Here is an 18,525-nt window from a genome sequence, read left to right as displayed (position 1 = left end):
TCTTGAGCCTGTATCCTTATGAGAAAATGCTTGAACGGCAGGATCTCCTGGAGAGACTGGATATTCTAATGGTTTGGGGGCATTATGAGATTCGTGTGATGCGATTTCATCTGACTTCTTTTCCAGCGGGCCGAGTTGTGGATTTCCATAATCATGCGGAGTTTGAGTTTCATTTTATCCCGAGAGGTAAAGGTAAAGTTATTCTGGATGATCAGACACATGCACTGTCGGAAGGTATGCTGTATTTGACTGGACCGGGTGTCGTTCATTATCAGGAGGCTGATGCTAAAGAGGACATGGATGAACTATGTCTTCATGTGGATATCATTCACAGGCCAAGAGAGCATGTCGATCCCTGGGAAGCAGCTGAATCGGAGGAAACGATTGAAAAGCTGAGAACGCTTCCGCTTACTCCAGTGAATGATTATCATCGGGCGATGCATTGTTTTTTGGAAGCCTATGAGGCATGTGATCAGAAATTGTTAGGTTATTATACGTCGATCAAACAGCTGGTTATCAGCATATTACTCAAAACCGTGCGCGCATACGACACCGGGGGGAATCGACCGGAAGCCCCTGTCCGGGATATGTCGGTATATCGCTATGAGTATGCAGTGCAGTATATGGAAGCGAATCATCCTACAGTGGTCACGCTGGAGCATGTAGCTGAGAAACTTCATATTAGCAGCAGACAATTGCAGCGAATCTTCTACCAAGTACAGCCGGAGATGCCGTTCAGCCGCGTACTGGAGGATATTCGTCTGCGCGCCGTGTGCCGCAATCTGGAGGAAAGTAACGTATCCATTGAACAGATTGCTCTTGCTTCAGGCTTTAATAATGCCAACTATTTGCATGCTGTATTTCGTAAACGTCTGGGGATGACCCCATCGGCTTTTCGTAAAATGAAACAACCAATACTTAAGTGAGGGTGAATATATATGAGTAAAGTATATCGTATCGGAATTATTGGCTGTGGTGGAATCGCGAATGGTAAACATCTTCCGAGTCTGAGTAAACTGGATAATGTTGAACTGGTGGCTTTCTGCGATATTGTTCAGGAACGTGCAGATGAAGCCAAGCAGAAATATGGCTCTACCGATGCTGAAGTCTACACGGATTATCAGGAATTGCTTAAGGATGAGTCTCTGGATATTGTGCATGTGCTTACGCCGAATATTTCTCATGCCGAGATTTCCATTGCTGCTCTGGAGGCCGGCAAACATGTCATGTGTGAGAAGCCAATGGCGAAGACCTCTGCTGAAGCCCAGCTCATGCTGGAAGCGGCAGAGCGTACCGGCAAGAAACTGACCATCGGATACAACAACCGTTTCAGAGAAGACAGTCAATATTTGAAGAAGGTGTGCGAAGCGGGTGACCTGGGGAATATTTATTTTGCAAAGGCACATGCAATTAGACGTAGAGCAGTACCGACCTGGGGTGTTTTCCTGGATGAGGAGAAACAAGGTGGAGGTCCATTGATTGACATTGGTACGCACGCACTTGATCTGACGCTCTGGATGATGGATAACTATCAACCAAAAGTTGTGCTGGGTACGACCTATCATGAGCTTTCGCAACGTGAAAATGCGGCCAATGCCTGGGGCCCTTGGGACCCTAAACAATTTTCCGTAGAAGACTCGGCCTTCGGCATGATTGTGATGGAGAATGGGGCAACAATCATGCTGGAATCCAGCTGGGCGCTTAACTCACTGGACGTGGATGAAGCCAAATGCAGCTTGAGTGGCAGCGAAGCGGGTGCGGATATGAAGAATGGACTGCGCATCAATGGTGAGAAATTCAGCCGTCTATACACGAACGAGATTGAACTGAGTGCAGGCGGGGTAGCATTCTATGATGGCAAGAGCGAGAGCGCACCGGATGTGGAGATGAGAAAGTGGATCGAAGCGATTGAGAACGATCAGGAGCCAGTCGTCACACCAAAACAAGCGCTCGTTGTATCTCAGATCCTGGAAGCACTCTATGAATCTTCTCGCACAGGCAAGGCTGTGTACTTGAATAAGGGTAGCGAAGCATAGAACAGACATAAAACAATAGATTAGAGAACCCTTTGTCCCGTTATTGGCGACAAAGGGTTTTTGGGTATTTTGGTTACTAGCTATTGGTCCATACCAGACTCTATTTCAGCACATATGATGAGAGAAAACTGATCTGAAAAGAGGGTATGTCTTGACTAAACACAAAACGGGTCATGGTGTTTCCATTGTTGTATGTACAAATCGGCCGCAATTTTTTGAAAACATCCTGCAAAATTACAGTCGGCAGCGTTATAAAAGCAAAGAATTAATCATTGTCCTGAATCATGACAGTATGAATCTGGCATTATACCAAAACCGGGTTCGAAATCTTGCCAATGTTCATGTATATCAAGTTCCGGAGAGTATTTCGCTAGGACAAAGTTTAAACGCCGGAATAACAAGGACTCGCTTTTCGTTGATTGCCAAATTTGATGATGATGACTACTATTCGCCATATTATTTGACTGAACAGGTGAGAGAACTTAGACGGACCAAAAGTGATATTGTGGGCAAACATTCGTGTCTCGTCTATTTGGGCGCGTCCAAGACACTGTTGGTCAGATCCCCCGCTGAAAAAAATAAACCGGTTGAATTTGTACAAGGGGGTACTATTTTATTCAAAAGGGAGATCTTGAAAAAGGTCCGCTTCACGGACCGTTCCATAGGGGAAGATGTGACCTTCCTGAGACAATGCAGGAAAAGAGGATTCAAAGCGTACGCGACCTCTCCTTATAATTATGTTTATCACCGCAGACAGAACAAAAAGAGTCATACTTGGAGAGCGGATGATAACTTTTACCTGGAGGGAAGCAAAAAACTTGCGGTTACAGAGGATTTCAGACCCTATGCTAATAAGAAACTATAGAGGACAGAAAGAGCCTGAAGAAGCGGAGCGTTCGCCTACAAGCTTTCTGAAAGAAAGCTACATCGGAAGCATACGCTATCTCCGGATTTTCCCCTTTCAAAAAGGGATTCAAAGAAATCCGGGGATAACAGCGATCGGAAGGTTGTTCTGTCATCGTAGTAGCTTGTGTAAATAACGAAAGCAAAGATGCATCTGCTGCGTGTAGATGCGTCTTTTTTGTGCCAAAATGCTTCAATTTGGAGGTGGTGAGAAAAAAATATGAATTTACTTGAAAAAAAGTATTGCATATAAGTTTAGTCGGAATTATATTAATGGTATAAGGTCTAGACCATATACAGATCGGAGTGTTTAGATGTCCAGTACGTTTTCATTTCGTTTTGAGAAAGTATCCACCAAAAAGGTTAGTGAATTCATTAGGGAACAACTGGAAGAAGCCATTATTTTGAAAGAATTGATGAGTGAAGAACAGCTTCCAGCCGAGCGAGATCTGGCAGAAATTTTTAACGTAAGCCGCATTACCGTTCGTGAGGCACTCTCTTCACTGGAAGAGAAAGGCTTGATTGAGAAAAGGGTGGGTGCCAAAGGCGGAACATTTGTATTGCCTCTGACAGCCAATTCGCATAAACGGACCAGAGAAGAAATTAAACGGGATTGGTCACAGATGCTGAAGGTGTTTGAATATCGAACCATCATCGAGCCGGAGGGAGCTTTCCTCGCTGCTGAGCGGATCACCGCAGGCGAACTGGAGCTGCTTGAGGGCTACATGGAACAAAGTATAGAGCCAGACTGCACAAGGGAATGGTTCAGAGCGCTGGATGTGAAATTTCATCTGGCCATCGCCAAAGCGTCTGGGAATCCATACTGCGAGAGAGCTGTCAGACAGATCCGGACGAAAATTAATCCGGCGCTCGACTTGATGCCTTATGATGACCGGATACGTACCGTCAATCACGGTGTACATATGGAGATTCTTGAAGCATTGAAAGCCCATGATAGCATCAAGTCTAAGGAGACGATGAAAAGGCATATCGAATTCTCGGCGGATGCAATCTATGCCCGTTTGGTTTCTGAATCGGACAAAAATGAAGGGAATGACAGCGAATGAATCGTTCAGAACTAATACAGCTGGCTCAGCCACTACAAGCCCAGTTAAGTGCTTGGCGCAGAGATTTACATCGCCATCCGGAAATCGGTTACGAGGAGCATCGCACATCCGCTATCGTAGCTGAGCATCTGGAAAGCCTGGGGCTGGAAGTTACACGTAATGTCGGACAGACCGGGGTTACAGGCCTGCTTCGCGGAGAGACCGATGGACCAACCTTTGCTTTGCGCGCGGACATGGATGCCCTACCAATCCAGGATCAGAAAGCGGTGGAATACCGCTCGCAAGTGGAAGGCAAAGCGCATCTGTGTGGACATGACGCTCATACCTCCATCCTGATGGGTGCAGCCCAGCTGCTTACTGGTCTTGGAAGACCGAAATCAGGCAATATCAAATTTATTTTCCAGCCAGCAGAAGAGGGACTTGCAGGTGCAAGAGCCATGATCCAGGACGGTGTTCTGGAGAATCCGAAGGTTGATGCCATCGCAGGATTACACATGACACCTGGACAGAACACGGGAACCTTGGGTGTAAGTCAGGGCGTTGCGTTTGCGTCAGCTGATCCCTTGATCATCAAGGTGTTTGGTAAGGGTGGCCACGCAGCTCGTCCGCATGAGGGCATTGACGCGATCGCGGTATCCGCTCAGGTCATCACCGCATTGCAAAATATCGTCAGTCGGATGGTTGATCCACTTGAACCGGCAGTAGTCACGATTGGCAAAATCACCGGAGGTTATATGGGAACAGCCATCGCCCCGGAAGTGGAGATGATCGGTACGGTTCGTACACTCTCACCTGCCATTCGTGAGCGGATGCCAGCTTTGATCGAGCAGGTTGTTAAAGGTGTCTGTGATTCTTTTGGAGCAGGATGCGAAGTTGTCTACGGCGATGGATACCCTGTTGTCGTGAATGATCTCGGCATGGTTGACCTGCTAACAGAGACTTGTGATCAGGTTAATGCGGAGAAGGGATGGACTTATATCAAACCCTCCACAGGGGGCGAGGACTTTGCCTTTTATTGTGAACAGATTCCGGGTGTGTTTTTCAGACTAGGATCTGGGAATGATGAGGAACGTACTCGCTATCCACTCCACCATCCCATGTTTGATCTTGATGAGACAGCGATGCCTTATGGTGTAAGCATGTTGTCTGCAGTAGCACTTGAATTTTTGGCAAGGAATACAACTTCTGAGGGGGAGCAATCACAATGAAAAAAAGACAATGGACAGGCTTGTGGATCACGTTACTGGCAGTCGTAATGGTACTCAGCGCTTGCGGAGGAAAATCGACAAGCACGAATGATAGTTCCGCAACAGAAGGAACGGGCAGTGGAAGCGCAAGTACAACACTGACCGTTGCTGCAGCAACAGACATTGAGAGTTTCGATCCGCACAACAATAACAACACCTCCAGTGAAGCGGTTCTGGTCAACGTTTTCGATTATCTGATCAAAAATGACAGTGAACAGAAAAAAGTTGCGGGACTTGCGACATCATGGGATCAGGTTGATGATACAACATGGAGATTCAAGCTGCGTGAAGGTGTTACCTTCCACAATGGCGATCCATTCACTTCAGCAGATGTAAAATACACGCTGGAGCGCGTAGCCAAGGACGAGACACTGAAACAAAACAGTTATTTCAAAAATATCGTAGAAGTTAAAGCGGTGGATGACTATACCGTAGACATTATCACAGATGGTCCAGATCCATTGCTCCTGAATCGTCTGTCCAAAATGGGAGCAGGCATTCTGCCAGCAAAATATATTGCGGATAAAGGATTCGATGCTTTCCTGAAACAACCGGTAGGCACAGGCCCTTACAAGTTCAGTAAATGGACCAAAGATGATCGTGTGGAATTAGTGAAAAACGAGAACTACTTCGACGGTGAACCAAAATGGAATGAAGTGGTATTCCGCGTTATTCCTGAAGCCTCCACACGCGTATCCGAATTGCTTGCTGGTGGTGTAGATGTGGCGTCTTCCATTCCGTCCACCGACATTGCCCGGATCGAAGGCGAAGCAGATAAAAAGATTGTCAAAGCGCCAATCCAACGTGTGCTTCAGTTGATCTTCCGTCAGACAGAAGGCAGCATCACGGCTGATCCGAAAGTACGTGAAGCGATTGACCTGGCTATCGACAAACAAGGAATCGTGGACAGCATTGCCGGCGGAGCAGGTATCGTAACCCGCACGTCTGTAACTCCAGGCAACTTCGGTGCTGATCCTTCATTGTACAAAACGTCACTCTATGACCAGGAAAAAGCCAAACAGCTCCTGCAAGAAGCTGGCTATGCAGAAGGTGAAGCTGAGATGACCATCTCCGTTTCTGCACAGTACAAAGAACAAGCTGAAGTTGTTGCAGCCATGCTGGAACAAGCCGGATTCAAAATCAACCTGGATGTCCTGGAAGCAAGTGCATTCAGTGAACGTTACAGCTCCAAATCATTCAAAGAAATCTTCATGATTGGTATCGGTAACTCCTTGTTCGATGCTTCGAATAACTACAATCGTTATATGTTGGAAGAAGCAAAAGGCGAGTCGGATTACAACAATCCTGAAGTAGAAAAACTGCTTCAATCGGCACTGGTGAACATGGACCCTGCGTCTCGTGAGAAAGAGTATCAACAAGTACAACAGATCTTCTCTGAAGAACGCCCAGCCGTATATCTGTACCAAATGGAAGGTGTCTACGGAACAAATGCTAAAGTGAACTTCGCGCCGCGCAGTGACGAGATGTTCTATGCTGACGAGATTACACCTGTGGCACAGTAACATCGGGTATAACACCGGTCATTGAAAAGATAGGCCTGAACGGCAGGGACTGGATAACCATGTTCCTGCCGTTCTTTTTTAAAAGGGAGGTGAACAAGGAATGGGCAAATACGTTCTTAAGTCATTACTACAGATCATTCCGGTGCTGTTCATTGTTTCATTAATTGTGTTCATTTTGGTTCGAGTTACCGGTGATCCGGTTGCGCTAATGTTGCCTGAAACGGCTACCGCTGAAGATCGTACTGTCTTGACGCAGGCACTTGGTTTGGACCAGCCTTTATATACGCAATACGCGAAGTTTCTGGGCAGTGCGATACAGGGAGATTTTGGTCAGTCTTTTCGCTACAATCAGCCTGCGTTAGAGCTGGTGCTGGAGAGATTACCTGCCAGCTTTGAACTGGCTGTAGCCGCCATGTTTTTTGCCGTACTTATGGCTGTGCCACTTGGAGTCATTTCAGCTGTGAAACGCAATACGTTTACCGATCTCATCATTTCAGGAATATCCGTTATTGGTAAGGCGATGCCAAACTTCTGGATGGGGATTATGCTTATCCTCTTGTTCTCCGTCATGCTGGGCGTATTGCCGGTATCTGGTCGCGGAGGGTTGTCACATCTGATCTTGCCGGCATTCACGCTTGGCGTTGGACTTGCCGCGCAGATGACCCGGCTGATTCGCTCCAGCATGCTGGAGATTCTGAATCAGGACTATATTCGAACAGCCCGCAGCAAGGGGCTTGGCCGGATGGTTGTCATTGTGAAACATGCTTTTCGGAATGGACTGATTCCGGTGGTAACGATTATGAGTTTGCAGTTTACAAGTCTGATCGGGGGAACCTTGATTACGGAAACGGTGTTCTCTTGGCCTGGACTGGGTCAGTTGCTGGTCGTTGCAGTCAACACACATGATATGGCGATTGTGCAAGCCGCGGTGTTTGTCATTGCCTTTATCGTTGTGGTCATCAACATCTTGACGGATGTAGCTTACAGGCTACTCGATCCGCGCATCAAATACGACTAGAAGGAGGTGCAATCATATGACAGGCAGCAATGAAATGCCAATTCCGGGTACAGAACAGGAACAGGACAATGGACGTGCACCAACGGGATTTCGTTATATCTGGCAGCAACTGATCATCAGCAAGACCGGAATGTTTGGTGCTGTGCTTGTATTGTTGGTTGTGTTAATTGCCATAGGTGCACCTCTATTAACGAGTCATGATCCAGCGGCAGTGAATCCGCTCAATCGCCTTAAACCGCCTGCATGGCTTGAGGGTGGAACGGCCGAATACTGGCTGGGGACCGATAATCTGGGCAGAGACATGTGGAGCCGAATTGTATATGGTGCAAGAGTTTCCTTGATTGTAGGAATGGGTGCCGTGATTGTATCAGGAATCATTGGCGCGATTCTGGGGCTGGTATCCGGATTCTACGGGAAATGGCTGGATGCAGTCATCATGCGTGTAGGTGATGCATTCATGGCGATTCCAACCATTCTGTTCATGCTTGTTGTGATGGCGATTGTTGGCCCGGGTATTACAACGTTGATCTTTGTCATCGGGGTGACGAACTGGGTTCCATTCACCCGTGTGGTAAGAAGTGAAGTACTAAGTATCAAAGAGCGGGATTTTGTTCATGCGGCCAGATCAATTGGCGCGAAGAATGGAAGATTGATTCTGAAACACATTCTGCCGAATATCCTTTCATCCTTTATCGTAATCTGCGGTATGAATGTCGGCACGACAATTATTATGGAAGCTTCACTCAGTTTCCTGGGTCTAGGTATCAAACCACCTGATGTATCCTGGGGAGGGATGCTCAGTGATGGCAGACAATACGTTGCAACAAGCTGGTGGGTCGCTACATTCCCGGGACTAGCCATCACATTTACCGTACTCGGTGTTATTTTCCTTGGAGATTGGCTGCGTGATGTGCTTGATCCACGTACGGAGACAACCCATAAATAAACGGAGAAGGGAGCCATCAATATGAATCAAAGACCAATTATGCCGGAGGATCTGAGTCACTACCGTTGGATAAGCCAGCCGGTGATCAGTCCTAACGGACAAGTGGCTTATGTGGAACAGACCATAGATCAGGATGAAAACGAATATAATACACAAATTCGAGGAATTTCGCTCGATGGTGATGAAGATATTGCACTTTCGGATGGAACAAAAGATTCCTCACCTGCTTGGTCGCCGGATGGCACACAGCTCACATTCATTCGCTCAGTGGATGGGGGTAAAGGACTATGGTCGCTCCAGTCAGATCAAAAAGAGACTGTCATGCTGATATCTCCCGCACGTAAAATATTGAGTTATATCTGGTCGCCGAACGGGCAGTACATTGCGTTTACCAGCAAAGTACAACCGGAGGACCAACAGAAGAAAGCAGACGCACAACAGGAGCCTGCATCTGTGCTGCGAGGTAAAGTCTTCGAGCGCACAACGCCGAAGGCGGAAGGGTCTGGCTGGTGGGACGGTCAATACAGCCAGTTGTTTGTATATGAGATTAAAAGCGGGGAAATCACACAGGTGACTTCCGGGCTATGGAATATCAGTGCCCCGGTATGGTCGCCAGATAGCCAGCAGCTTTCTTTCATTTCGAAGCAAGTAGAGGATGAGGAGCTTGATGCGGATCTGCTGTACTTTACGGATATATACAGCGTTCGATTGGGAGAGAGTGATCTGTTCAAAGTGACGGATTCCAGTCTGGCGATAAGCCAATTCTCTTATTCGTCCGACGGGCAGCAGCTGATCCTGATCGCCAGTGATCGTGAGTATGGAAGCGGGAGCCACAACAGCTTATACGCTGTCCCCGTTCATCGAGGTATACCCAGGCCAATCGCACCTCAATTAGATATGCAGATTGGTAACGCGGCGCTTGGAGATATGAAGTCGGCAGGTGCGTCACCTTCTCCTGTCTCGGATGCCAATCATCCCGAACGCGGTGTATATGTACTTGGGACGCAGAACGGGAGTGTGGATGTGTACCGTATTCAAGATAATGGAGAGTGTCAATCCGTTACGGGTGCTGGTGAAAAGGATGTGTATCAGTATACCTTAACGCCAGATGGTACGTCGCTGGTTATCGCTGCGTTAACTGCTGAACAACCCGGAGAGTTATATCGCGTGGATATCAACAGTGGTGAGATGTTCAGGCTCACCCGGCGAAATGATGAATTCATGGCTGAATTGGCTGTAAATGTGCCAGTCCGTGTAGAGTTTACGTCCTCCGATGGATGGCCGCTTCAAGGTTGGTTAGCCACACCGACAATACGTGACACCAATGGGAGACTGCCACTGATTTTGCAGATTCATGGTGGACCCCACGCAATGTATACGGGCATATATAGTCATGAGATGCAGACACTCGTTGCGCAAGGTTACGCTGTGCTATGGATCAATCCTCGCGGAAGTATGGGATACGGTCAGGAGTTTGCCAGAGCTTGCCGTGGCGACTTTGCCGGAGGGGATTACCGGGATCTTATGGAAGCTGTTGATTATGCCCTGGCTACATACGATTTCCTTGATGCATCACGTCTGGGTGTAGCGGGTGGCAGTTATGGCGGAGTGATGACAAACTGGATTGTAGCGCATACCCACCGTTTCAAGGCGGCTGTAACCCAGCGTTGCATCTCCAACTGGTTGTCCATGTATGGAACGAGCGATATTGGAATTTCCTATGTTGAGGGAGTCATTGGTGGTAATCCGGCGAAAAACGCTGAATTCCTGTGGTCTCGCTCACCTCTTGCCCATGCACATCACATTGAGACGCCACTTCTGATCATGCATGGAGAGCAGGATTATCGGACACCGATTGCACAAGCGGAGGAATTATATACTACGCTAAAACGATACGGCAAAAAAACCAAACTGATTCGTTACCCGGGTTCCAACCACAGTTTGCTGAAAAGCGGTAAACCTTCATTACGTATCGATAGCTTCGAACAGGTGAATGCCTGGTTCAATCAGTACCTCGGGAATGAGGAGGGCGAGCAATGAGTCGAACTCAGTTGTCCATTCCTGTAGGGCTTCTCGTAGAGAATGTACTGACAAGTGGTGCAACCAAGGAGAACATTATTGAATGGTTGCAACGTCGTGACTTTTCCCGGTTGCTGCCTCTGGTTAAAGAGCCCGCGATGGATTTTGATGAAAGACTGCAGACAGCAGCTGATATCGGAGACGATTGGGAAATGGCGATACGTCAAGGTTATGAGTTTAAGTTTTTGCATATTAACGCATTGAAGAGATTGCTCGATTTCCGGTTTGACCGTAAGATGGATCGGGATTATGTTCAAGATGATCTGTCATTGAAGCATATTCATCTGACTGAACATGAGATTGAATTGCTGCAATCGTTAATTGGCAGGCAATGGATCGTGCAAGTTGAAGAAACCGAGGCAGCAGAGGAAGGGAGAACAGAGACCGGGTCATCCTCCCACATTCCTGTCCTTATTCAATTGAAATTCCCATAGTATGACCATCAGAAGCTGCGGTGATCGCGGCTTTTTTTGGTATGTACAGTTAGAAATGTGGACGACAGAATTCAAAAAGTTGAAATCGGACTCTTCATGATTTATATTTATATTAAATGATATTATTATCTATCAAAAAATGCAGGCATAAAGAGGGGGACCTAAGATGTCCATTCAAAATGTTTTTGGGAAAATTCAAATATCGGATGATGTGATCTCCAAAATTGTCGGCAAGATCGCGAATACTACCAGTGAGATTTCATCCATGTCGACAGGACTTGTAGAAGGTATCACCAAAAAGTGGAGTGGGAAAAGTCTGCAAAATGGCATAGCCATCCGCAAGGTAGAATCAAGACTGGAGATAAACTTAAAGGTTGTCGTTTGTTATGGAACAAAAGTGCATGAAGTCTGCAGGGAATTGCAACACAATGTGAGATTACATGTGGAACAGCTGACCGGATTAACCATTGATACGGTGAATGTGATCGTTGAGGGGTTATCATTCAACCAACCTGATGCGAGGTTTTAGTCCAATTTCAGCTACATAGAGGAGTGACAGCGATGAATAAGATTTCCATAATAAAAGCCAGTCCACAATCATTAGTCGGCGGGCAACTAAATCAGATGGCACTTGAATATATGGCCTATTCGCTTGCAGGTACCAAGGATAAAGGCATTATTGAGAAAACATTCAACAAGTTATGGCGTTCGAATCAGAACCGATTCAGTCACCAATATGCTTATGAAGCTAAAATGGGTAACCAAACGCTGGGCATGATCATGTGTTATCCGACCACTATAATGAACAAACTTGCTTTGCCAACGTTCTCCAAACTGTTTGAACTTCGTAAATGGAGCCTGATTAAGTATAATCTCCAACACTGGAAAGAGTTTTACTCCATGGTGACATTAAAAGAAGCGGAGGACGACGAGTACCACATCGGAACATTGGCTACCTTGCCTGAAAGCAGAGGACTTGGTGTAGGGACACACCTCATTCATTTTGCTGAGGAGCAAGCTATAACACAAGGTCTGTCCAAATCTTCACTTACGGTTAAAAAGGAAAATCTACTATCTATTAAACTCTACGAGCGTTTGGGATACCAGAGAGTAGGGGAAATCAATAAACCGTCGTTATCCCTGTACAGGTTGTCCAAAAAACTGGTGTAATGTTTTCTGATACGAATAGAAAAAAGCAGCAAACTGGAGAGTTTCACATATATAAGCCTACATTTGAACAGTTAAAAGTGTGAGCTGGAGGGGCACTTTATGCGTCCCTTTTTTAGTTTTCAGATTTTTCTCATAAAAAAAGTAACTTGACTTTTGTGGGTGATTAAGCAGGTACTTGACAGGGGTGTGGTATAGTATAAAAGTTCTTTAATGAAGTAAGACGGAGAAATATACAATGTGGGGTGTAACCAGTGTATCAATATAAGGATCAGGAATATGAAACAGTACATTTTGAGGGACGTGATCTGCGCTATGGAGAACTCATAAGCTGTGTTTTCAAGCAGTGTACATTTATGAACGCTTCTATGGAAGAAATCGAAACGAGTAACTGTCGTTTTATCGAGTGTGACTTCAAAGGGGCTTCCATGAATGGTTCGATTCATACGGAATCGGCTTTTGAAAACTGCACCTTTGGTGGTGCAAATCTCTTTGCTTCCAAATTCAGCTCCTGCAAGATGACAGGCTCAGACTTTTCAGGTGCGCAAATGGATGGCATCACACTAAGTCACGGCGATTGGTCCTATACAAATCTGAGACATACACGTTTGGGGAAACAGGATCTGCGAGGAATTCGTTTCTTTGAGGCTGACTTTACGGACACGGATTTCACCAAAGCGGATTTGAGAGACTGTGATCTTACCCGAGTTGTATTAAGCAGAGCCAAGCTGCAAGGGGCCGATCTAAGAGGGGCTAACCTGGAAGGAATCGATCTGAAATCACTGGATATCAAAGGCGTACGTTTGGATCGCGAACAAGCCGTTCTGTTTGTACGCTCGTATGGTGCGAAAGTAGATTGAGTTGAACATACACAGCAGCAAGCCGCCCTTAAGGCGGCTTTTTTGACGTTAAAGCTTTCCCATTCAAGTAAATTGGCAGGAATAAGAGATCTAAACAAGAAGTAGTTAACATAAGTTTCAACTAAAAGGAGGTTATCATGACCGTCACATTAATTACTATTGTTGCTATTATTGTCTTTGGGCTTATAACAGGCACAATCACTACAATTATGGCATTTAAACTGCTACGTAACAATAAAGAGAATCAGCATCTTCGAAAGAGCATTCTGATGGACGGAATTCCAGCAGAAGCGATTATTCATGATATTGTACAGACTTCATCCAGTATGGATGGAAGGCCAGGGGTACGACTGGATTTGACTGTAACCCAAGTTGACGGCCGCACCTTCCCAACAATTGTAGAGACGTATATTCCAATCACACATATTCCCCACTTTCAGAAAGGGAATGTCATTAACGTAAGATACATTGCGATGGGGAATGAACGAAAAGTTGAGGTAGAGGATGCTTATGCTCCGTAACGTGTATCAATGGCTTGATTTAGGAGGATATTTTTTTGAAATTAATTAAAACATATGATGTGGATCTAAGTGAAGAATGGTCAACTCTTCTTCAAGAATTACTTGTTGCCAGTTTTCCGGAAGTTTATCCGAAAGACAGATTGTTTTTTAAGCAAATACCACAGGGCAGAGTACTGGCATTTGCCCCAGATAACCAATTAGTTGGGCATGTAGGAATAGATTACAGGATAATGAATTTAAATGGAAAACCCATAAGAGTGTTAGGGATAATTGATTTGTGTGTTTCTTCTGCTGTTCGCTCTCAGGGAATCGCTTCTTTGTTAATATCCGAAGTGGAAAGGATGGCCAAAGGGCGTGTTGATTTTGTCCTTTTATTTGCGGATCATGAGGAATTGTATAGCAAAAATGGATTCAAAACGGTAAGCAACACATGTAAGTGGTTGAAAATTGATCATGAAACCTTAACCACAGTTGGAGTTGGGCATCAAGAGGTGGAGGGGTTAATGATTAAAGAAGTTGGAAGCATGCCATGGAGTGAAGGAGAACTCGATTTTTTAGGATATTTATATTAATCTTTACTCGCCAAGATTGAAGAAGGGCGCCTTGACCCATATCGTATTCCATGTTACGTTTTCTGTATTAAATTTTGAACTTTCAAAGGGGGGATAGAGTCATGACTGAATTAGAGGTTGTGGATGTTTATGTGGACCTGTCAACGAACATGAACAGTGGCATGGTTCACAATATGACTAATCAGAATCCGACACTTTGTCCTCCTATGCATAGATCTACTTGGCGTTGAGTAGTTTATCGCCAGGTTTCTTTATTGTATAAGCGAATCTACATTCTGATTATGTTCAAATATTAAAGTGAGGGAATCCATGCCATGTTCGATGGTGAAATCCCGTCAGTTTACTTTTATATTTCACATAAAAAGGATGATCTGCATGTCTTTAATTAACGTTACCAACCTGACCTTTGCCTATGATGGCAGTTACGATAATATATTTGAAAATGTTAGTTTTCAGTTAGACTCCGATTGGAAATTGGGTTTTACCGGCAGGAACGGCAGAGGCAAAACAACCTTCCTCAATCTGTTGCTCGGTAAATATGAATACAGCGGACATATCTCTGCGAATGTTAGCTTTGAATACTTTCCTTTCCAGGTAGAGAATAAGGGAGCCATGACGGTCGATGTCATCGGCGAGATTCATCCTGAATATCTGCACTGGCAAGTTGTACGCGAGTTTAACCTGTTGAAGGTGTCGGAAGATGTATTGTATCGGCCTTTCGACACGTTATCCAACGGAGAACAAACAAAGGTGATGCTGGCTGCCTTGTTCCTGAAGGACAATCGGTTTCTGCTCATTGATGAACCAACCAATCATCTTGATATTCATGCGAGAGAAATCGTAGGTGATTATCTCCGCAGCAAGAGTGGATTTATTTTGGTGTCTCATGATCGATCCTTCCTGGATCAAAGTGTAGACCACATCCTTTCCATCAATAAGAGCAACATCGAGATTCAGAAAGGCAATTTCTCCGCTTGGTGGGAAAATAAAAGAAGGCAAGATCAGTTTGAACTTGCGAGTAATGAGAAATTAATAAAAGATATCAAGCGTTTATCCGATTCTGCCAAACGGACCGGCGGATGGTCGCATGAAGTCGAAAAGACCAAAAATGGTACAAGAAACTCCGGTTCCAAGGTGGATAAAGGATATATTGGGCATAAGGCTGCCAAAATAATGAAACGTTCCAAAAATATTGAACAAAGGCAGCAATCTGCGATTCAAGATAAGTCTAAACTTCTCAAAAATATCGAGAGTGCAGAACGACTGCAGATCCATCAGCTGGATTTTCACAAGCATGAACTTGTCGAATTGGAACATGTGTCGATATCGTACGGGGCCAATACGGTGTGCAAGGATGTCAGTATCACGGTTGAAAAAGGAGATCGTATTGCCCTTTACGGTAAAAATGGATCTGGCAAATCCAGCATTCTTAAACTGATCTGTGGTGAAGATATTGCTTATACAGGTCTTTTCCGAAAGGATCATCAGCTTAAAATCTCGTATGTATCGCAGGACACGTCCGATCTTGGAGGGCATTTATCTGAGTATGCGGCCACACACGAGATTGATGAAAGCCTGTTTAAATCAATACTTCGAAAGTTGGATTTTTCCAGACTGCAATTGGAGAAAGATATCTCAACGTTTAGCGCAGGTCAAAAAAAGAAAGTGCTCATTGCCAAAAGTCTTAGTGAGAAAGCTCATCTGCATATTTGGGATGAACCACTCAACTTTGTAGATGTCATTTCACGTATGCAGATCGAAGACTTATTGCTGGAATACTCGCCAACCCTGCTTTTTGTAGAACATGATCGTGAATTTTGTACCAATATTGCAACAAGAATCATTGAACTATGAGTATTAATGAAGAACAATTCCTTGTTAGGAGCCGCCATATGGCGGCTCTTAAACTTTACATATTCTCATATCTCGATCAACCATATAAAAGTTGTTTGTTACACGCACACATTGGTATGGTCAGGAAGTATGCTATAATTTTATGGTCTAATCCAATCATATGATGGATGAACAGATCAATTGTTGAACTATACTCGCTAAGAGGTGTAATACCAATGAAAAAAGAAATGACTACAATCAAACAAACCAGGCTCAATTCCATTTTGGACGAGGCCACCAAGTTGCTGATTGAAAAACCGAATGCTTCCATGAATGAAATTGCAGAATCTGCAAAAATCGGTATTGCGACTTTACATCGATATGTGGAAAGCCGCGAACAGCTCATGGTTCATCTGGGATTACGCGCAATCGAGGTGGTCAGTGAGACCATGCAACAAGTTCAACTGGATGAAGAGCACTGTGAAAAGTACATACCTGAGCTGATTGAGGCGCTGATTCCATTAGGCGACAAAATATATTTTCTGGCTCATGACACCACCATTAACTATAATCCAGAGATTGAGGGAGCAGATCTGAAACTGAGACAACCGGTACTGCATGCGGTCGGTCTGTTACAACAGAAAGGTTATTTTCGCTCCGATCTTGATAAAACCTGGATTGTTGATGTGCTGTATTCCATCATGTTCCTGACGTGGCAGCAGGTTGTAAGTGGTCACATCGCGAGAAAAGCAGCTCCCGCGCTTGTAGTAGACACGTTTTATCATGGGTTTAAGCAGCACTAGGTCAGCGCCAATAGAAGCAAAAACATTAGATTTTAATAGCGAAAACACCCCAAAAAAGTCAATCGTATCGTTGGATACACAGACTCTTTGAGGGTGTTTTTTTGCGTTCACAACAGCGTTTCTCAGTGCGCAAGCTGCAAAGACTTGATTTTCTCACATATTCAAATATTAACAGAGTTCAGAATTTAAGATTTCCAGTTTACAAAAAATGATATAAATTTCTAGTAGATTCAAATCATTACCAAATAAAGACAAAATATTCAAACAAGGGGGGCCGGACAGAAACACCAGCAATTGTGCAGTTCAAAATCAGCTTATGTACTCATTCCATCAACCCAAATCAGGAGGGATTCCATGCTTTACACCATTATTGTGCCAGTCAACCAGGACTATAACATTTTGAACTTGTTCACAGATTCGCTGCTCCGGACGGTAAGTCCATCCACCCAGATTATTTTCATCAACGATGGTTCCGGCTCAGCAGTCTTTCAACATCTGGATAAACTGAAGCAAGAAGTAAGAGAAGGTGTGACCATCGAGATTCTTCAGCATGATTTTCCACTCGGTTGCGCCGTGTCGATTAATAGCGCACTGAGTCTAGCCAAGGGAGAGTACATTTTCTTCCTGGATTCTGACACCATTCTTCAACCGAACTGGCAACCGATGATGAAAGAGACACTGGATAGCGATATTACGATTGGCATGATTGGAGGGGTTCTGTTGTATCCGCAAACAGGAGGCGTGCAGCATTGCGGCATTGCTTTTGCGGACACCATCGGCCGACACCTGTTCCTGAACGCATCTCCTGATGATATCCCAAAAGAAACCTTCTCTGTTCAACTGGTGGTGTTCGCCATGTTTGGCATGAAGCGGGAGGTGTACGAGACCATCGGTAACCTCGATGAGAAATTCTTTAACGGGTACGAGGACTTTGATTATCAGATGCGGGCACGAGCTGCCGGATACGATACGGTCATTAATCCGAATATTCAAGCATATCACTGGGAACGCAGTAGCGGCATTCACCGGAACTTCAACCGCAAGAATAATCTGGCACGCTTCTGGAAAAAGTGGGGCGGTCAAATCGAGGCTGATGTGTGGCCTTTCGTTTTCAGTCATCTGAAAGCACAGCTAGAGAGTCAAGTTGAATACCAGCATCTGCCGATTGTTGGCATTGACCTTGCCGAGGTTCGCAGTGATGCGGATACATTCTGGACCAAGTTGGAGGAAGCTGACTTTGCCAATGTAGCCGAGGTACGTGACTATTCCAATCGCTTCAATTCCAACGGGGCCATCTGGCTGCCACAGGTACTGGGTAAAGAACTGATTCATAGTGAGAACCGGTTACTGTTTTTGGTAGACAATTTCGCCCGTTTATTAGAGAACCGCTACTGGATTGAGATGAGACATGCCCATCGAGCCAAGGATCTGATCATTGATCTGTATGGCAATGTGATCACGATGGATCGCATATACGATGGATGCTGGCCTGGAACCAAAGTTCGGTAATTCACTC

General features: G+C 45.2%; 18 protein-coding genes. All 18 read left to right on the top strand.

Features of this window, described 5'->3' with window-relative positions; genetic code table 11:
* Positions 1-2 precede the first annotated feature (2 nt).
* A complete protein-coding gene (locus IFU39_RS06625; protein ID WP_244660885.1) occupies positions 3-926 on the top strand; it encodes an AraC family transcriptional regulator in 924 nt (307 codons plus the stop codon).
* 12 nt (positions 927-938) lie between these two features.
* Positions 939-2,036: a Gfo/Idh/MocA family protein gene (locus IFU39_RS06620; protein ID WP_192131737.1), complete on the top strand. Its 1,098-nt coding sequence runs from the start codon at positions 939-941 to the stop codon at positions 2,034-2,036.
* A 151-nt stretch (positions 2,037-2,187) separates the two neighbouring features.
* A complete protein-coding gene (locus IFU39_RS06615; RefSeq protein ID WP_091016567.1) occupies positions 2,188-2,901 on the top strand; it encodes a glycosyltransferase in 714 nt (237 codons plus the stop codon).
* A gap of 352 nt (positions 2,902-3,253) precedes the next feature.
* Positions 3,254-4,006: a FadR/GntR family transcriptional regulator gene (locus IFU39_RS06610; protein WP_091016565.1), complete on the top strand. Its 753-nt coding sequence runs from the start codon at positions 3,254-3,256 to the stop codon at positions 4,004-4,006.
* On the top strand, positions 4,003-5,214 hold the full coding sequence (locus IFU39_RS06605; protein WP_192131735.1) for a M20 metallopeptidase family protein: 1,212 nt from the start codon (positions 4,003-4,005) through the stop codon (positions 5,212-5,214). The genes IFU39_RS06610 and IFU39_RS06605 overlap by 4 nt, the downstream gene beginning before the upstream one ends.
* Positions 5,211-6,776, top strand: coding sequence for an ABC transporter substrate-binding protein (locus IFU39_RS06600; RefSeq protein ID WP_192131733.1), 1,566 nt, complete (start codon positions 5,211-5,213; stop codon positions 6,774-6,776). Before IFU39_RS06605 ends, IFU39_RS06600 begins: the two co-directional genes overlap by 4 nt.
* A 100-nt stretch (positions 6,777-6,876) precedes the next feature.
* Positions 6,877-7,794 carry an ABC transporter permease gene (locus IFU39_RS06595; protein WP_192131731.1) on the top strand — a complete coding sequence of 306 codons (918 nt, stop codon included), beginning with the start codon at positions 6,877-6,879 and terminating at the stop codon, positions 7,792-7,794.
* A 16-nt stretch (positions 7,795-7,810) separates the two neighbouring features.
* On the top strand, positions 7,811-8,740 hold the full coding sequence (locus IFU39_RS06590) for an ABC transporter permease (RefSeq protein ID WP_091030896.1): 930 nt from the start codon (positions 7,811-7,813) through the stop codon (positions 8,738-8,740).
* Positions 8,741-8,761: 21 nt separating this feature from the next.
* A complete protein-coding gene (locus IFU39_RS06585; RefSeq protein WP_192131729.1) occupies positions 8,762-10,780 on the top strand; it encodes an alpha/beta hydrolase family protein in 2,019 nt (672 codons plus the stop codon).
* Positions 10,777-11,253, top strand: coding sequence for a hypothetical protein (locus IFU39_RS06580; protein ID WP_192131727.1), 477 nt, complete (start codon positions 10,777-10,779; stop codon positions 11,251-11,253). The genes IFU39_RS06585 and IFU39_RS06580 overlap by 4 nt, the downstream gene beginning before the upstream one ends.
* A 166-nt stretch (positions 11,254-11,419) precedes the next feature.
* Positions 11,420-11,782: an Asp23/Gls24 family envelope stress response protein gene (locus tag IFU39_RS06575; RefSeq protein WP_091016552.1), complete on the top strand. Its 363-nt coding sequence runs from the start codon at positions 11,420-11,422 to the stop codon at positions 11,780-11,782.
* A gap of 32 nt (positions 11,783-11,814) precedes the next feature.
* Entirely contained in the window at positions 11,815-12,423 is a 609-nt protein-coding gene (locus IFU39_RS06570; protein WP_192131725.1) for a GNAT family N-acetyltransferase, read from the top strand.
* Positions 12,424-12,674: 251 nt separating this feature from the next.
* Positions 12,675-13,280, top strand: coding sequence for a pentapeptide repeat-containing protein (locus tag IFU39_RS06565; protein ID WP_091016549.1), 606 nt, complete (start codon positions 12,675-12,677; stop codon positions 13,278-13,280).
* A gap of 137 nt (positions 13,281-13,417) precedes the next feature.
* Positions 13,418-13,801, top strand: coding sequence for a hypothetical protein (locus IFU39_RS06560; RefSeq protein ID WP_192131724.1), 384 nt, complete (start codon positions 13,418-13,420; stop codon positions 13,799-13,801).
* Between the two features lie 35 nt (positions 13,802-13,836).
* On the top strand, positions 13,837-14,373 hold the full coding sequence (locus tag IFU39_RS06555) for a GNAT family N-acetyltransferase (protein ID WP_192131722.1): 537 nt from the start codon (positions 13,837-13,839) through the stop codon (positions 14,371-14,373).
* A gap of 375 nt (positions 14,374-14,748) precedes the next feature.
* Entirely contained in the window at positions 14,749-16,227 is a 1,479-nt protein-coding gene (abc-f, locus tag IFU39_RS06550; RefSeq protein ID WP_192131720.1) for a ribosomal protection-like ABC-F family protein, read from the top strand.
* 215 nt (positions 16,228-16,442) lie between these two features.
* Positions 16,443-17,009 carry a TetR/AcrR family transcriptional regulator gene (locus IFU39_RS06545; RefSeq protein ID WP_192131718.1) on the top strand — a complete coding sequence of 189 codons (567 nt, stop codon included), beginning with the start codon at positions 16,443-16,445 and terminating at the stop codon, positions 17,007-17,009.
* Positions 17,010-17,363: 354 nt separating this feature from the next.
* Positions 17,364-18,518, top strand: coding sequence for a glycosyltransferase family 2 protein (locus IFU39_RS06540; protein WP_091016536.1), 1,155 nt, complete (start codon positions 17,364-17,366; stop codon positions 18,516-18,518).
* Positions 18,519-18,525 lie beyond the last annotated feature (7 nt).

The sequence above is a fragment of the Paenibacillus sp. CFBP 13594 genome, assembly GCF_014842675.1.
GTDB lineage: Bacteria > Bacillota > Bacilli > Paenibacillales > Paenibacillaceae > Paenibacillus > Paenibacillus amylolyticus_B.
This window is presented reverse-complemented; position numbering and strand designations above follow the sequence as displayed.